We start from the raw sequence: 16075 nt of genomic DNA, 5'->3' as shown, positions 1-16075 counted from the left end.
CTATCTGAAAATCCCCAAACCCCTTAACTTAATAGCATTGTTAGCGTCTCGCTAAGACCTTTTTTTACTGCAATTATTTTTTTGCCACAGAAGCACAGAGAACACGGAAAATTCCCCGCGATCGTCATTTCGAGCGGAGTGCAACGCAGTCGAGAAATCTTTCTAGATAGATCTCTCCATTTCGCTGCGCTACAGTCGAGATGACGACGATTCTATTGGAAGATAACAGGTGCAACGGACTGATAGGCCGCGAAGAATCGTCATTGACGAATTTCACTTAATTTCTCATACCCATAGTTAAATCCTATATTTTAAATCATTTATTAAAAATATTATATGATATTTAAGCATGAAAAAAGTCTTTCTAACCACCATCATTTTATTTTCTATCCTATTTCAAAAAACCATGGCGCAAAATAAACCCGATAATGTACCTGCAGTTTTAAACCATATCGCTGTTTATGTAGCCGATTTAAACAAAGCCACTGCTTTTTACGAAAGTGTTTTCAACCTTAAAATGATTCCCGAACCTTTTAAAGATAACCGCCATACCTGGTTTACCTTAGGGCCACCCGGACAGTTGCATTTAATCCAGGGGGCAAAAGGAAATGAAACTTTTGATAAAAACGGACATTTGTGTTTCAGTGTTCCATCAGTTGATGAATTTGTAAAAAAGCTGAATTCCAAAAATATCAGTTTCGAGGATTGGCCTGGAAAGAAAGATGGAATTACCCTCCGTGTTGATGGCGTAAAACAAATTTATTTTAAGGATCCGGATGGACATTGGCTTGAAGTAAACGACGCCAGGTAAATTCTTTGCTACGTCAGACCTTTGTTTTGCTACATCATTTATATTTATTCCATATCCTGCAAGACTATGAAATTTAAATATTTTTATGCACTTTTTTTGATCGTTGGTTTTATCACGCCATCAAAAGCACAAAACGAAAAAGCTGAGGCTGATTTTAAATCCGTAATGGAAAAATATCAAGCTGTTGGCGCTTCCGTAGCGGTAGTCAAAAATGGCCAGATTATTTACACCCATTCGTTTGGTTTAAAAGATTTGGATAAAAAACTACCTTTAAACGATCAGGATATTTTTAGGATTGCTTCGATATCTAAGTCTTTTTCAGCAACATCTATTATGCAGCTGTTAGAAGCAGGTAAAATTTCTCTCAATGATGATCTTGGAGATCTGGTCGGTTTTAAAATCAGAAATCCAAAATTTCCAGATCAGAAAATTACTTTAAAGATGGCGTTGTCGCACACGTCCAGTTTAAACGATTCACAGGGATATTTAAATTTCGATGTGATCAATCCTGATAAAAATTCAGATTGGGCCAAATGTTATAATGATTATTCCCCGGGAAGCAAATTTGATTATTGTAATCTTAACTTTAACCTGATTGGTGCAATCATTGAGAAGAAATCGGGCGAACGTTTTGATTATTATGTGAAAAACCACATCATAAAGCCATTAGGACTTTATGCTGGTTATTATATAGATTCTTTGGACAGCACACGTTTTGTGAATTTGTACGAGTATCATCCAGATACCAAAACTTATACACTTTCTCCAAGTGCTTACGCGCCAAGACGGGCAGAAATTGCCAATTATGTGATGGGTTATACCACACCGATTTTTTCGCCAACAGGAGGAATGAAAATTTCGGCTACAGATTTAGCCAAATACATGATGATGCACATGAATTATGGCACATCAAATGGTGTTAAAATAATCACCAAAAAAAGTGCTAAAATGATGCAGACGGCCTTAACTGATGATGAAGGATATGGCTTAGCCATTAGAACTGCCGATCAGCTCATACCCGGCGTTAAGTTAAAAGGACATACTGGCTCTGCTTATGGTTTATATAGTACCATGTTTTTTAATCCCAAAGAAAAATTTGGATTTGTTATTATTACCAACGGAATAAATGCAACCTATACAGATGGTTTCCCCGATTTCAGTCGCGCTGCAATTACCAGTTTGTACCAGTCTTTTTTCAAATAGCTTAAAGCAGATTAGATAAACCGTTCTTATTAAAAAAAGCGGTTAAAGTTCTAATGCCCGCCTTTGGATGGTTTACATTATTTCCTTTCACTTTTTGGTCGAAAATACTTTTAACAGGTGCTAAATCAATTAAATGTGACAAGTCGGTAATGGCTTGCTCTACAGTTACCTGATTTTTGCTTTCATTTCTATAATCCATATCGATGTTATTGATTCAAAAATCGTTGGTAAGTACTTGAGGATTTAATTTTTTCCATCATAAAATGTTCTTTCAGTTTTGAAAATTCCATGCTGTGAAGCGCTTTTACAGCTGATTTAAGTGTTTCGGCACTTATGCCCAATCTGGTAGCCCAATAGTTCCGGTCTTGTTCGTCTGCAATGTCAATAAATTCTTTTCTGGCATTCATCGAGTTAAGTTGATATTCCATTTTATAAATTTTTGGTTAGTGTAATATAAAAACAGAATATTTTTCTTTTGGTTTTCTACTTTTGTCAGTAAATTCTCAAAAAATAATAATTAACCAAGGTTTTCATTAAGACCTTAAATTAATCCGTGAAAATTTGTTTCAAAGCAATTTTTAATGCCAAAATCAATGGTTTTTAGTATTTTGACTGTGATCACTAAAAAGAGTAACGTTTTCTTTACAAAAAACTAGGTTTTATCAGTTTACATTTTTACTATTGTATTGTAATATAATTTTTACAATGCTGAGCCGTTTTTTAACCAATACTCAAAGTCTGTTTTCAAGTCGAAAATTTTATCAGGATAACAGGTTTTTATTATTTCTTTGGGTACTGATTACCCTGATTTTTGTAATAGATTCGTGGGCAACACATCGATACAATAATTACCTGATTTTCGAGAATACGTTTAGAAACTTACTCCACGAGCGTTCGCTCTACGCAGCTTATCCGGCTTATCATGAAGATACGAATCACTATGGCCCTATCTTTAGCCTGTTAATTGCACCATTTGCAATCTTTCATAATTGGATAGGATTATTGTTATGGAACCTGTTTAACTGTTTTTTGCTTTTTAAGGCCATACAAACTTTGCCATTAACTGAAGATCAAAAAATAATTATTGGATATATTGCCATACCTTGTTTAATAGAATCCATGCTTAACCAGCAGTTTAATGCTGGTGCAGGTGCACTGATGGTATTGAGTTACACACAGGTGAATAAAAACAAAGGGATCTGGTCTGCGCTTTGCATTGTACTCGGTACTTTTATTAAACTTTATGGTATTGTAGGCTTGATTTTTTTCTTTTTTGCCAAAAAGAAGCCGGCTTTTATTTTTTGGTTAATCTTGTGGTCGATAGTAATATTCTTGTTGCCGATGCTTTTAGCCTCTCATCATTATGTAGTGCACTGTTATGTAGATTGGAAAAACTCCCTGGTGGGTAAAAATATGACCAATGTTTTGGGCGGAGGAATCGATATTTCTATTATGGGTTTCTTTAGAGCGCTTTTTGATGCGAAGAAAATACCGAATTTTTTGTTCCTCAGCCTTGGAGCCATATTGTTTGTGTTGCCATTAATAAACATATCGCGTTTCAAAAAAGATAAATTCCAATTGATGATTCTTTCGTCAGTAATGATTTTTCCAATATTATTCAGCACAGGAGCTGAAGATTGTACATTCATTATCTCCATTATTGGGGTAGGCGTATGGTATGTGAAAGAAAGCAACGCGGCTATGAAAAAGGTATTATTGCCCATTTTACTTTTAATTACTTGCAATTTCCCGCTATTGTTATTCCCGGTCTTTGCCAAATCACACCCGCTGTCTTTAGCTGTCATCAGCCTGCCTTATTTTTTGGTATGGTTAAAGGTTATTTATAATGCTATCAATAATAGGTTCACTTATGCGGACGAAACAGAGCCGGAAATGGTTATTGCGCTAACAGATTAAGTTTAAAATTTATTTTCTTAAAGGTTTTAATGCCCGTTTGCAAAGACGGGTGTTAAAACCTTTTTCGTTATAGGACTGTTTTATAGCTGTCTAATCAGAATATTTATGGATGATAAACAAAAAAAAGGTGGGGCTGACCGGTCAAGGATCAACATTAACGAAGCTTATGAGCTGGATTATTGGTCTAACAAGTTTGGCGTGAGCAAAGATAAACTTAAAGCAGCTGTAGAAACAGTCGGAACCTCTGCCGATGCAGTTGAAGATTATTTGAAAAAATAAAATATTGATTATGAGTTTGAAAAAGTACGTTTCCAAACGCGATTTCTCAAAAACTACAGAACCGAAATCGGGTAAAAGTAGCGATCGGAATAAATTACATTTTGTAATTCAAAAACACGATGCATCCAGGTTGCACTACGATTTCAGACTCGAAATGGAAGGCGTTCTAAAAAGTTGGGCGGTGCCCAAAGGGCCATCAACCGATCCGAAAACCAAACGTCTGGCCATGATGGTAGAAGATCATCCTTACGATTACAAAGATTTTGAAGGCATTATTCCGCAGGGCGAATATGGTGGAGGAACCGTGATTGTGTGGGATGAAGGTACCTATGAACCGATTGAGGCTATAAAAGGTAAAAAAGCACAGGAAAAACATCTTTTAAAACAGTTAAATGAAGGTTCGTTGAAAATTAAATTGAACGGAGAAAAACTTCATGGCGAATTTGCCCTGGTTAAAACGCATGGTATGGGCGAAAATGGCTGGCTGCTCATTAAACATAAAGATGATTATGCTTCTACAAAAGATATAACTAAAGAAGATAAATCCGTGCTTTCCGGAAAAACAATCGAAAAGATGGAAAAAACATCCGATAAGGTTTGGAAAGCAGGAAAAGAGCAGAAAATAAAGCCTGAAAATAAAAATCCCGGGCCAAAGGTTAAAAAAGAAACAAAACCCGTAGGCGATGATAAAAGCATTGATGTAAAAGCCATTCTGAAAAAAGCGCCAAAATCGGCCATGCCTAAAAACATAAAACCTATGTTGGCCACATTGGTTGATGAGCCATTTGATGATCCAAACTGGCAGTATGAAGTGAAATGGGATGGATACCGGGCCTTAGCATTTATCAACAAAGGAAAAGTAGAACTCTTTTCGAGGAATAATAAATCATTTAACGAAAAGTTTTATCCCATTTATGACCTGCTTAACGAATGGAAAATTAATGCCGTTTTGGATGGGGAAATTTTAGTGTTGAACGACAAAGGCATATCCAATTTCGGTTCATTGCAAAACTGGCGAAGTGAAGCTGATGGCGAACTCGTTTTTTATGTATTCGATATTCTATGGTATGAGGGCAAAAACCTGATGGAAGTACCGCTTGATGAGCGTCAGGCTATTTTAAATGATGTACTGCCAACTGATGATGACCGTGTGCGTTTAGGTAAAGTTTTTAAAGCCAGTGGTGTCGATTTTTTTGATGCTGCTCAAAGGATGGGTTTGGAAGGCATCATCGCCAAAAAAACGGATAGCACTTATGTTCCTGACCGAAGATCGAAAGAGTGGTTGAAAATTAAAGTGCACAAACGCCAGGAGGTTGTTATAGCCGGTTTTACCAAAAATGCCGATACCTCCAAATCTTTCAGTTCACTTTTACTGGGCGTATATGAAAAAGGAAAATTGCAGTATGTAGGTAAAGTAGGTACCGGGTTTTCGGATAAATTGCAAAAAACAATGATGGAGCAGTTTAAGCCGATAATAGTAGATAAAAGCCCTTTCGAAAGTATCCCCGATGTAAATAAACCCTCACGTTTCAGGCCAAATCCACCAAAGGCAAAAGCCACCTGGTTGAAACCGGAATTGGTTTGCGAAGTTGCTTTTACCGAAGTAACAGATGATGGTGTTTTTCGACATCCATCTTTTCAGGGCATGCGAGTAGATAAAAAAGCCACGGAAGTGGTAAGAGAAGTGGAAATGCCCACAGAAAAAATTATTGACGAAACTAAAGAGCGAAGCCCACATGAACAGGCAATAAAAGCACCAGAAAGTAAAAAACCAAAAACTTTGTTAAATCCGAAAGATGAAACGCAGGTGAGAAAAATAAAAGGCCACGAACTTAAATTTACCAACCTGAGTAAAATATATTGGCCTGAAGATAAAGTAACTAAAAGAGACATGTTTAACTACTATTATCAGGTTGCTGAATACATTTTACCTTACCTAAAAGATCGGCCGCAATCGCTAAATCGCTTTCCTGGCGGAATACATGGTTCGAGTTTTTACCAGAAAGATGTAAAAGGAAAAGCGCCGGATTGGGTTGAAACTTTTCCTTATGAAACCAGCGAAGGCGAAAAAAAAGAATACCTAGTTGGAACAGACGAAGCGTCCTTGCTTTGGATGGCCAGTTTAGGTTGTATAGAAATGAATCCTTGGTTTAGCCGGGTAAAAAGTCCTGATCATCCCGATTATTGCGTAATTGATCTCGATCCGGATAAACAAACTTTTGACCAGGTGGTTGAGGCTGCCCTTGAAACCAAAAAAGTGCTTGATGCCATTGAGGTGCCCAGTTACTGTAAAACCTCAGGCTCTACCGGTATGCACATTTATATTCCTTTAAATGCAAAATACGATTATGATCAGAGTCAGATGTTCGCTAAAATCATTGTAAGTCTGGTACATAAACAGATCCCTGATTATACATCATTAGAACGGATGGTAGCTGCACGAAAAGGGAAAATGTACCTCGATTTTTTGCAGAACAGGCCAGGGGCAACCATCGCCGGACCTTATTCTTTACGGCCAAAAGTGGGAGCAACGGTTTCTATGCCTTTGCATTGGGATGAAGTAAAACCTGGCTTGAAGATGAAAGATTTTAATATTTTTAATGCTATAGATCGTTTAAAAGTTGAAGGAGACCTGTTTAAAGGAGTTTTAGGCAAAGGTATAGACTTAAAAAAAGCCATAAATAAGGCCAAGAGTGTTTTTGGATAAAGATGAATGATCTTTTCCCGCTTTCATTATATTTGAAAAAAATTAAAATAATGATCGCACACCACGTTTTATTCTGGCTTAAAGCCGATACCACCGACGAGCAAAAAACTGCTTTCCACAATAGCTTACAAACATTAGAAAACATTGAAGTTGTTAAAACTTTTCATCTAGGCATACCAGCCCCGATTGAGCGTGCCGTTGTAGATACTACCTATACCTTTAGCTTGCTTTTATTATTTGAAGATTTGGCTGCGCATGATGTTTACCAGGTTCACCCATTGCATAAAGCTTTCTTAGATGAATTCAAAGTTTACTTTGAAAAGGTTGTTATTTACGACGCAGCATAAGATTAATGCCTTCGATAAACCGGAGGCATTTTTTTATGGTTTGATTTCTGAATAACACATTGTTATACAGAATAGTATCACCTTGATTTGATGGTTAACGTATAGAAATGTAATGAAAGATACAGAAAATGCCTTAATTGTATGCTGTGCTTTACTCAGCGTGCCTGGTGGCTCAATTTCATTAAGGTAATCCCATTGGCACAGGTGGAAATAATTTAACCACAAATAAAAAGGATGCACACAGATGTAAAGATCCGTGTTTATCTGTGTACATCTGTGGTTAAAACCTTTAACTTAATGACATTAGCCCTATGGTTAAATAGTTTTTTTAAGAAATGTTCTCTCCTCAACTGCTTTATGAAATTGTATATTGCTAATTAAAAATACAATTTTATATTTTAGATACTTATTTATAAGTAATTAATAATGCCGAAAAACCAAAATGTTTTTGATTGCGTAAATGTTTTAAACCGCGATCATTATGGAAAAAACAGCTACAATTATTAAAAGAGCATCGATTAATGTAAATCAGTTGGATAGCATCAAAATTGGTGATTTTTTATCTGATGAATATGGTAAATCTGGCAAAGTATCAGAAATTGAAAAGATAAAGCGTCATGGGGAATATCATTACTACATTAAACTGCTAAAATCGGGTACCATACTGATTATTCTTTAATTCTTTCTTGATTTAACAAATTCATTATATTCGTGTTATGAGAAAGTATCTTATAACATTGTGCTTTTTAGTTCTTGTTAATCAAGTTGTTTTGGCCCAAACCATTAAAGGGAATTTCGCCATCAAAAATGTGCTTACCGGCATGCTGTTGCGTATTAAAGATGCCAGCGGTAAAAATGGAACACCATTGGTAGCTTACGAGCCGCAGAACTGGAAATGCATGACCTGGAATTTTATTGCTGTTGAGGGTAATACTTATCAGTTAAAAAACCTCTTCACCGGAAAAACTTTTCAACCAAAATCTACTGAACAAATTTTAGAGGAACAGCCTTTAACCCTGGGAAGCAATAACCAACAATACGAATTTGAACCTGCCGGAAAAGATATGTATTTCATCAAACTCAAAGGAACCGATCTTTACCTTACGCCTGAAGATAAAAAAGGAACTACAAATTCAGCCATTATCCTGACAAAGAAAACGAAAACTAAAGGCCAGCAATGGACAATTTACGAGCAGGCACCAACTATGTAAAATACAAAAAGCTCCAAACTATTAAATTTGGAGCTTTTTGCTTAAAGATTCTTTTAATTAGAATTTATAAGATAATGTAGTCATGAACTGACGTGGAGGAATTGGATTAACACTGTAGTTCTCATGTACAAAGTAATTTAATTCATTCGTAATATTCGAAATTTTAGCCAATAATGAAAGCTTTTTCCAGCTATAACCAGCAGATAAATCAAATGTAGTAAATGCACTTAAAGGAATTAACCTGCTATAAGTTTGCGCCTTAGTGTCATTGTAACCACCGTTACGCGAACCTGTATAATAAGCAGATGCACCAAGCTTTAAGCCTTTAATACTTCCTTCCTGGAAAGTATAAAATAAAGTTCCGTTTGCAGTGTTCTTGGTAGAACCTACCAATCTTTGCCCTTCTATCACACCACCAAGTGTTATCGTTCTGGTTGCTGCCGGGTTCTGTGCAGTAGGAGCAGGCACAGTATATACTGTTTTATCGCGGGTTTCGGTGTAACGGATAAAATTATAACTATAACCTGCAATAAAATTCAGGCCTGTTACAATTGTTCCTGTAATGTCAAGTTCTAAACCATCACTTAACGATTTTCCATTTAATTCCTTAATGTTTGTATCACCATTTGGTGCACCTTGTGCATTGATAGGAGCTTGCTGTGCAAATTTATCATTGGCAATTCTATACCATGTTAAATTAACTGATAATCTGCCCTTAAATAGATCGTTTTTAACACCAGCTTCATACTGTTGCAGTGTAGATGGATCCAGTGGTGCTAAATTAATGTCTGTTCCGGTGTTCTGAACAAAATTGCTCGAATAGCTTGCATAAACTGAAGTGGTTTTTAAAGGTTGGTAGATTAGACCAAATTTAGGCGTAAAAGCACTTTCAACTTTCGATTTATCAAGACTGTTTACACTTAAAGTCTGTACTCCTGTTGCCAAATTGGTACTCACCGTTCTTGGAGTTTTCTGGAAAGTATAACGAACACCTGCAAGCACTTTAAATTTGTCTGTAACAGTAATCAAATCCTGAACAAAAGTACCCATGCGATATAACGGTGCAAAAGTTTCTGAAATAACATTTACGTTTGGCTCAATACCCGATCCGAAATAAGTTGATGCATCAAGTAAGTTTACATTGCCATAATTAAACGTTGTTAGGTTATTATTGAAGGTAAAACCTCCGCTTGTAGTGCGCGATTGATCAGCATCGGCACCCACCAATAAAGTGTGGCTGATGCTTCCGGTTTTGAAATAACCGTTTAAATTAATCTGCTCATTATAGGTAAACTCTTTTGTTTTAGAACGGGTAACGTTACGCTCCGCAAAACCATAAGAAAGCTTACTAGCTGCTTTTGTATCGGCAAACGGACGTTCTGCACTGAAATAATTACGGTTGTAAGATTGTAGGTTGGCCAATATATTCAACTTCCAGTTACCATTGAATTTATGGTTGATGTTTAGTTGTGAAGTAACCGTGTTGGTTTTGTTATAAGCCCAGGGTGCATTTACAAAAGCCTTACGGCCTATGTCTGCAATCTGGTTTTCAACGGTGCCGATACCAAAATCTGGTGTCATGTTGCTTTTTAAGTAATCACCTTGCAATAAAATATCTGTTTTCTCATTGATTTTATAAAGCAGGGATGGATTGATGTAAACCCTGTTAGAATTTACACTGTTTCTAAAGCTGGCCGCATCTTCATAAGTGCCGATTAATCGGAAAGCTAAATTTTTGGTAATAGGGCCATAAATATCACCTGTTGGCTTATATAAGCCATAGCTGCCTGCACGCATGGAAACTTCGCCACCATATTCGAATTTAGGTTTTTTGGTTACCATATTCACTACAGCACCACCACTTACGCCACCGTAAAGTAAGGCTGCACTTCCTTTTAAAACCTCAACCGATTCTAAAGTACTGGTTTCCGGCATACCACCACTGGTAGCACGTGATCCATTTTTGAAAACATTGTTGGCGCCTAAGCTATAACCACGGGCGAAGAATGTTTCACCACTTACCGATCCGCGGTTTTCGCCAAAAGCAACACCGTTTACATTTTTCAATACATCACTTAAACGATTAGCTTGTATGTCGGTAATTACTTGATTTCCAATAATCTGTACTGCCTGTGGAAGATCCATTGGCGCGATAGCAATTTTACCTAAGTTAACTGGCTTTCTATTTGGCGTTTTATATCCGTTAATGGCTACTTCATCTAATTGTGAAGAAGATTCTGCGAGGGCGAAATCTACATTTACAGTTTGACCGGCAATAACAGTAACCGATTTTTCCTGAGCAGAAACACCAATAGCAGACGTTTTAATCGTATAAGAGCCGGGTGTTATATTTTTGAAGGTGAAATTACCTTTTTCATCAGTTTGTGTAGTTTTGCCTGTGTTTTTTAATCCAACATTTACATAAGCAGCCGGATCGCCATCACTTGTTTTTATTGAACCAGAAACAGAGCCATTTTTGTTTTGTGCCATTGTATTTCCTGCTAAAAACAGAAAAAGCGCTATAAAATTTAAAAGAAGAGTAAATTGTTTATTCATTTTATTTAGATTAATTCTTAGTGGCCGCAAAGGAACCGTTTTTGAAGCGGATTAGCAAATTATTTTTATTTGTTCTAAATAAACTTAGTTTTTAGTCGGGGTTTAGAAAAACTTAAGCTTTTGTTATGCGTATATTAGGTGTATTAATTCGAATTATGCCAGATAGCGAAGATCATTTTTATTCCAATTTGCCCATTCATAAAATGCCATTACATCAGTTATTGATTAAAAATCAATTATTTGAAAAGGTAATTGCAAGCTGGTGCGTAATTATTACTGATATCAAGCGTTCAACAGCTGCTGTAAATTCGGGTCTGCACGAGAATGTTAACCTTATTGCTACGGGAAGTATTGTAGCCGTGCTCAATATTGCGTTTAAAGCCAACATTTCGGTTCCATTCTTTTTTGGTGGCGATGGAGCCACTTTTATTGTTCCGCCAGGTATTGTAGATGATGTGATGAAATCACTGTTAAAATACAAAGAGAATACTTTACTAAATTTTAACCTCGATTTAAGAACTGGAATTATACCCGTTGAAGAAATTTATAAAAATGGTCATACCCTTAAGATTTGTAGATTTAGCAGCTCAGAAACATTTTCTATACCCATTGTTTTGGGCGATGGCCTGGCTTATGCAGAACAAATTATAAAGGGAGAGAATTACCTGCTGGCTGATCATAATACCGCAAGCGATGAAATTGATTTAAGTGGGATGCAATGTCGCTGGGACAAGATTGAACCACCCGAAAACAGTGATGAGGTGGTTACTTTAGTGGTTATTGCATCAGAAATAGCGCAACAGGCAGCCGTGTTCAGCAAAGTAATCCTTCACCTTGATCAAATTTACGGAAGTCAGGAAAAGCGTCAACCCATTTCTGTTCCTAAATTGATTTTCCGAACAAGCTTTAATAGTTTGGGTAAGGAGATGAAGCACCGCCTGGGAAAGATTAAATTTCTTGAATTCATTAAATCATGGTTCATCAACGTTTACGGATATATTTATTTCCGGACAGACCGAGGTAAAAAATACCTCAGGCAACTTGTCGAAATGTCGGATACACTCGTGGTAGATGGCAGGATAAATACGGTAATTACCGGTACGGCAAAGCAACGTTTGGCATTAGAGCAAGCCCTTAACCAGCTTGAAAAAAACAATGAAATTTTATATGCTTTTTACGTAAGTGGAGAATCGGTGATGTCTTGTTATGTAAGGGACCTGGAAGATGACCATATTCATTTTGTTGATGGAGCAGATGGAGGATATACTCAGGCCGCAGGAATTCTTAAACAGAAAATACGCGATAAATTTAACGCTTTGCGATAAAAGTCAACAATTTAACATACTATTTAACAGACTAACCCAAACATTTGTGAAGGCTGACTTGTATGATACTTAGTTCAATTTGATTCATCAAAATATCAGCATAGTCTACCATATATGAAAAGTTATTCAAAGGTTTTAAGTAATGATCAACTTTTAGAGGTTCTTTTCTTATCAAAAGATGCAACAGCTATATACACTTCAGAACAAATCGTAATTGAAATGGCCAACGACGCCATGATTTCCTTTTGGGGTAAAGACCGCTCTGTTATTGGCAAGCCCCTGGAAGATGCAGTGCCTGAGTTAAAGGGACAGCCTTTTATTAATATGTTGAAAAATGTGTTGCTTACAGGAATTACGAATAATGGTGATGCTATTCCTGCCGAAACAATGAGGGATGGTAAGTTACATACCGCTTATTATACCTACGAATATCGGGCCATTAAGGATGATTCCGGAATACCTTATTGTATTCTTCATACCGCTAGCGATGTTACTGATATGATAAAGGCAAAAAAGGTAATTAAAGAGACAGAACAGCAACGTGAAGCACTGGACCAGGAACAGATTTTAATCAGCATAAAGGAAGAACAGCAAAAGAATGATTTTATCAGTATGGTAAGCCATGAGTTGAAAACGCCATTAACTTCTATCAGTGCTTACGTACAGTTAATGCAGAGTCGAAGTTTAACAGATACTTTTGTCGCAAATACTTTAGCTAAGGTGCAAAAGCAGATCCGCAAAATGAGCACATTAATCAGTTCTTTTTTAAATGTATCGCGTTTAGAATCAGGAGAAATTCAATTGAACCTATCACATTTTGATCTCAATAAACTGATTCATGATCTTGTTGAAGATTTAAGATTAATATACCCTACTAACCAGATTGATTTTGAAGAGGGAGATGCTAAAATAATTTATGCAGATAAAGATAAAATTGGCTCTGTAATTTCAAATTTGATTAGCAACGCTGTAAAATATTCAGATCAGAACAGTACTGTTTTGATTCAATCGGCAAGCAAAGAGAGTGAAGTAAATGTTTCTGTAACCGATCAAGGCATTGGCATCCAGGCCCATGATCTGGAAAAACTTTTTGACCGGTTTTATCGTGTAGAAAGCCAGCAAACTAAAACCATTTCAGGTTTCGGGATAGGTTTATACCTCAGCGCAGAGATTATTAACCGCCATAACGGCAAAATATGGGTAGAAAGTAAGTACGGCGAAGGTTCTACCTTCCATTTTGATATTCCAATTGTTTCTTAGCTAATATATTCAAATAAAAAACACAATCTTAAATGCTCATTTGTTATTGTTAAATGAGCATTTCATCTATAAACCCTGTAAACGGGGCAATCATAAAAACCTATCAGGAAGATACTGAAGCGTTAATTGATCAGAAAATCGATCAGGTACATCAAGCATGGTTAAGTTATAAGGAAACCGATTTTCAAAGCCGCTCAAAGCTACTCCTGCAGGTTTCGAAACTTTTAATCGAACGCAAAGATCAGCTGGCCGAACTTATGGCGTTAGAAATGGGCAAACCCCTAAAAGCTGGTGTTGCCGAAGTTGTCAAATGTGCTTCTGTTTGTGAATACTATGCTAAAAATGGTGCTGAATTTTTAGCTGATCAAACCATAAAAACCAGTGCAACCAAAAGTTATGTGAGCTTCCAGCCTATTGGTGTAGTATTGGCCATTATGCCCTGGAATTTCCCTTTATGGCAAGTGTTTCGCTTTTTGGCGCCAGCCTTAATAGCTGGTAACTGCGGTGTTTTAAAACACTCATCAGGTGTTACGGGCTGCGCCATAGAAATAGAAAAAGTAATTGAAGATGCTGGCTTTCCTGCGAATGTTTTTAAAACACTGATCTGCAGTAGTAAATCCATCCCAAAAGTAATAGAAAACCCCTATATCAAAGCCGTAACCCTTACAGGAAGCACCGAAGCCGGTAAAAAAGTAGCCGAACAAGCAGGGAAATTAATTAAAAAAACAGTTTTGGAACTTGGTGGGAGCGATCCTTATGTGATTTTGGAAGATGCTGATTTAAAAAAGGCGGCCAAAATATGTGCAGAAGCCAGGTTAATCAATAACGGCCAAAGTTGTATTGCTGCGAAACGCTTCATTGTGGTCAAAACAGTTGAAACTCAATTTACCCGACTTTTTAAAACCGAAATGGCAAGTAAAAAAACTGGCGATCCCTTACAGAACGATACTGATTTAGGACCAATGGCGAGGGCAGACCTTCGTGATGAATTGCATCATCAGGTTTTAAAGAGTATTGAACAGGGTGCAAAATGTATTCTGGGTGGAGAAATCCCCGGTATGGAAGGTAAACATGCTTATTACCAACCCACCATATTAACCCATGTAAAAAAGGGTGTATTGGCTTATGATGAAGAAATATTCGGTCCGGTAGCTGCAATTATCTCCGCAGAAGATACTGAAGATGCCATCCGCATTGCCAATGATACCAATTTTGGATTGGGCGCAGCAGTTTTTACCGAAAATGCAGCAATAGCAGAAGATATTGCACGAAATAAACTTGAAGCAGGCTCTTGTTTTGTAAATGAAGGTGTTAAATCAGATCCAGCATTGCCTTTTGGAGGCATCAATGAATCTGGCTACGGCCGTGAATTAAGTATGTTCGGTATTCATGAGTTCGTAAATATTAAAACCGTGTACATCAAATAATAATATCCGATATGAAAGCAGTTAGAATCCATGAGTTTGGCGGACCAGAAGTTTTATCCATAGATGAAATTCCGGTTCCCCAGCCAGCACCAGACGAAGTATTGATTAAAGTGCATGCAACCAGCGTAAATCCGGTGGATTGGAAAATTAGAGAAGGACAAAGGAAAGAGAAATTTCCAGGAAAATTACCTTTAACCCTCGGTTGGGATGTTTCCGGAACAATTGAAGCATTAGGCGAAAAAGTGAGTGCTTTTAGAAAGGGAGATGAAGTTTATGGCAGGCCAGATCCAACAAAAAACGGTGCTTATGCTGAATACATTGTGGTAAAAGCCAACATCATCAGCATTAAACCCACTAGCATTGGGCATACCGAGGCTGCCGCAGTACCCCTGGCAGGTTTAACGGCATGGCAAGCATTATTCGACCATGGTCTGTTAAAACCTGGACAAAAAGTATTGATTCACGCAGCAGCCGGTGGGGTAGGAACCTATGCCGTACAATTTGCAAAATGGAAAGGAGCTTACGTGATCGGTACCGCATCAAGCGCTAATATCGATTTTTTGAAGCGCTTAGGTGCCGATGAGGTAATCGATTATAAAATGGAAGATTTTGAGACTGCTTTAAGTGATGTTGACTTGGTTTTAGATACCATTGGCGGAGAAACGCAACTAAAATCACTAAATGTATTAAAAACAGGAGGAAGGGTAATCACCACCTTAATGCCAGAGTTTGTAGCAGAAGCAAAAGCGAAAAACGTTCATCTTATCGGTTTTACTGCACAATCAATTCCTGATCAACTGACTGAAATTGCTACTCTGATCGATTCTGGTAAAGTTAAACCTGTTATAGAAAAAGTTTTGCCTTTTACCAGCGCCAGGCAAGCGCAAACCGAAAGTGAGCAGGGACATACAAGAGGAAAAATTGTATTGCAGGTAATTTAGGGGTAGGGAAGTCCAAAGCCGGATGTCTGAGATCCGAAGATTAATAAAAATAATAATTCATATTGTTATCGTCCTCCTGAATAAATTCAGA

Annotated in this window: 15 protein-coding genes; 12 read left to right on the top strand and 3 right to left on the bottom strand. The window is 37.1% G+C overall.

All coding sequences use genetic code 11. From position 1 onward, the window contains the following. Positions 1-349: 349 nt before the first annotated feature. Positions 350-811, top strand: a complete 462-nt coding sequence (locus IM793_RS20400) for a VOC family protein (protein ID WP_193424553.1) — start codon at positions 350-352, stop codon at positions 809-811. Positions 812-877: 66 nt separating this feature from the next. Further along, positions 878-2014, top strand: a complete 1137-nt coding sequence (locus IM793_RS20395) for a serine hydrolase (RefSeq protein WP_193424551.1) — start codon at positions 878-880, stop codon at positions 2012-2014. A gap of 1 nt (position 2015) precedes the next feature. Here IM793_RS20395 and IM793_RS20390 read toward each other — a convergent pair whose 3' ends face one another. Together IM793_RS20390 and IM793_RS20385 are read right to left on the bottom strand one after the other, a co-directional pair. Next, complete coding sequence (locus tag IM793_RS20390) at positions 2016-2213, bottom strand: hypothetical protein (protein WP_193424549.1); 198 nt, start codon at positions 2211-2213, stop codon at positions 2016-2018. Positions 2214-2220: 7 nt separating this feature from the next. Then, positions 2221-2442 carry a DUF3606 domain-containing protein gene (locus IM793_RS20385; RefSeq protein WP_193424547.1) on the bottom strand — a complete coding sequence of 74 codons (222 nt, stop codon included), beginning with the start codon at positions 2440-2442 and terminating at the stop codon, positions 2221-2223. 277 nt (positions 2443-2719) lie between these two features. On the opposite strand from IM793_RS20385, the gene IM793_RS20380 reads away from it, so the two are divergent. From IM793_RS20380 to IM793_RS20355, 6 genes are all read left to right on the top strand, one after another. Continuing rightward, a complete protein-coding gene (locus IM793_RS20380; protein WP_193424545.1) occupies positions 2720-3931 on the top strand; it encodes a glycosyltransferase family 87 protein in 1212 nt (403 codons plus the stop codon). A 105-nt stretch (positions 3932-4036) separates the two neighbouring features. After that, the gene (locus IM793_RS20375; protein WP_193424543.1) at positions 4037-4210 is read left to right on the top strand and encodes a DUF3606 domain-containing protein; all 174 of its coding nucleotides are present in this window, start codon (positions 4037-4039) and stop codon (positions 4208-4210) included. Between the two features lie 10 nt (positions 4211-4220). Continuing rightward, on the top strand, positions 4221-6917 hold the full coding sequence (gene ligD, locus IM793_RS20370; RefSeq protein WP_193424540.1) for a DNA ligase D: 2697 nt from the start codon (positions 4221-4223) through the stop codon (positions 6915-6917). A 50-nt stretch (positions 6918-6967) separates the two neighbouring features. Then, positions 6968-7264 (top strand): Dabb family protein, encoded by a 297-nt coding sequence (locus IM793_RS20365; RefSeq protein ID WP_193424538.1) that lies wholly within the window; start codon positions 6968-6970, stop codon positions 7262-7264. A 481-nt stretch (positions 7265-7745) separates the two neighbouring features. Next, positions 7746-7943 carry a hypothetical protein gene (locus tag IM793_RS20360; protein WP_193424536.1) on the top strand — a complete coding sequence of 66 codons (198 nt, stop codon included), beginning with the start codon at positions 7746-7748 and terminating at the stop codon, positions 7941-7943. A gap of 37 nt (positions 7944-7980) precedes the next feature. Next, on the top strand, positions 7981-8475 hold the full coding sequence (locus IM793_RS20355; protein WP_193424533.1) for an RICIN domain-containing protein: 495 nt from the start codon (positions 7981-7983) through the stop codon (positions 8473-8475). Between the two features lie 57 nt (positions 8476-8532). On the opposite strand, the gene IM793_RS20350 is transcribed toward IM793_RS20355, so the two are convergent. Further along, positions 8533-11031, bottom strand: a complete 2499-nt coding sequence (locus IM793_RS20350; RefSeq protein ID WP_193424531.1) for a TonB-dependent receptor — start codon at positions 11029-11031, stop codon at positions 8533-8535. A gap of 155 nt (positions 11032-11186) precedes the next feature. Here IM793_RS20350 and IM793_RS20345 point away from each other — a divergent pair, with 155 nt between their 5' ends. The 4 genes from IM793_RS20345 (at position 11187) to IM793_RS20330 (ending at position 15984) form a co-directional block, all read left to right on the top strand. Then, a complete protein-coding gene (locus IM793_RS20345; protein WP_193424529.1) occupies positions 11187-12356 on the top strand; it encodes a DUF3095 domain-containing protein in 1170 nt (389 codons plus the stop codon). A 114-nt stretch (positions 12357-12470) separates the two neighbouring features. Beyond that, the gene (locus IM793_RS20340; RefSeq protein WP_193424527.1) at positions 12471-13616 is read left to right on the top strand and encodes a cell wall metabolism sensor histidine kinase WalK; all 1146 of its coding nucleotides are present in this window, start codon (positions 12471-12473) and stop codon (positions 13614-13616) included. A 53-nt stretch (positions 13617-13669) separates the two neighbouring features. After that, on the top strand, positions 13670-15043 hold the full coding sequence (locus IM793_RS20335; RefSeq protein WP_193424525.1) for an NAD-dependent succinate-semialdehyde dehydrogenase: 1374 nt from the start codon (positions 13670-13672) through the stop codon (positions 15041-15043). 11 nt (positions 15044-15054) lie between these two features. Next, the gene (locus IM793_RS20330) at positions 15055-15984 is read left to right on the top strand and encodes an NADP-dependent oxidoreductase (protein ID WP_193424523.1); all 930 of its coding nucleotides are present in this window, start codon (positions 15055-15057) and stop codon (positions 15982-15984) included. Positions 15985-16075: the final 91 nt, after the last annotated feature.

It is taken from the genome of Pedobacter sp. MR2016-19 (assembly GCF_014947265.1).
GTDB lineage: Bacteria > Bacteroidota > Bacteroidia > Sphingobacteriales > Sphingobacteriaceae > Pedobacter.
The sequence above is the reverse complement of the archived record's forward strand: the minus strand, read 5'-3'. Positions and strand labels throughout refer to the sequence as shown.

Bases quoted from the DNA above. Each gene is read 5' to 3' on its own strand.
- IM793_RS20340 (WP_193424527.1), top strand. From the start codon at position 12,471: ATGAAAAGTTATTCAAAGGTTTTAAGTAATGATCAACTTTTAGAGGTT.
- IM793_RS20390 (WP_193424549.1), bottom strand. From the start codon at position 2,213: ATGGATTATAGAAATGAAAGCAAAAATCAGGTAACTGTAGAGCAAGCC.
- IM793_RS20400 (WP_193424553.1), top strand. From the start codon at position 350: ATGAAAAAAGTCTTTCTAACCACCATCATTTTATTTTCTATCCTATTT.
- IM793_RS20355 (WP_193424533.1), top strand. From the start codon at position 7,981: ATGAGAAAGTATCTTATAACATTGTGCTTTTTAGTTCTTGTTAATCAA.
- IM793_RS20375 (WP_193424543.1), top strand. From the start codon at position 4,037: ATGGATGATAAACAAAAAAAAGGTGGGGCTGACCGGTCAAGGATCAAC.
- ligD (WP_193424540.1), top strand. From the start codon at position 4,221: ATGAGTTTGAAAAAGTACGTTTCCAAACGCGATTTCTCAAAAACTACA.
- IM793_RS20360 (WP_193424536.1), top strand. From the start codon at position 7,746: ATGGAAAAAACAGCTACAATTATTAAAAGAGCATCGATTAATGTAAAT.
- IM793_RS20345 (WP_193424529.1), top strand. From the start codon at position 11,187: ATGCCAGATAGCGAAGATCATTTTTATTCCAATTTGCCCATTCATAAA.
- IM793_RS20380 (WP_193424545.1), top strand. From the start codon at position 2,720: ATGCTGAGCCGTTTTTTAACCAATACTCAAAGTCTGTTTTCAAGTCGA.
- IM793_RS20385 (WP_193424547.1), bottom strand. From the start codon at position 2,442: ATGGAATATCAACTTAACTCGATGAATGCCAGAAAAGAATTTATTGAC.
- IM793_RS20350 (WP_193424531.1), bottom strand. From the start codon at position 11,031: ATGAATAAACAATTTACTCTTCTTTTAAATTTTATAGCGCTTTTTCTG.
- IM793_RS20335 (WP_193424525.1), top strand. From the start codon at position 13,670: ATGAGCATTTCATCTATAAACCCTGTAAACGGGGCAATCATAAAAACC.
- IM793_RS20330 (WP_193424523.1), top strand. From the start codon at position 15,055: ATGAAAGCAGTTAGAATCCATGAGTTTGGCGGACCAGAAGTTTTATCC.
- IM793_RS20365 (WP_193424538.1), top strand. From the start codon at position 6,968: ATGATCGCACACCACGTTTTATTCTGGCTTAAAGCCGATACCACCGAC.
- IM793_RS20395 (WP_193424551.1), top strand. From the start codon at position 878: ATGAAATTTAAATATTTTTATGCACTTTTTTTGATCGTTGGTTTTATC.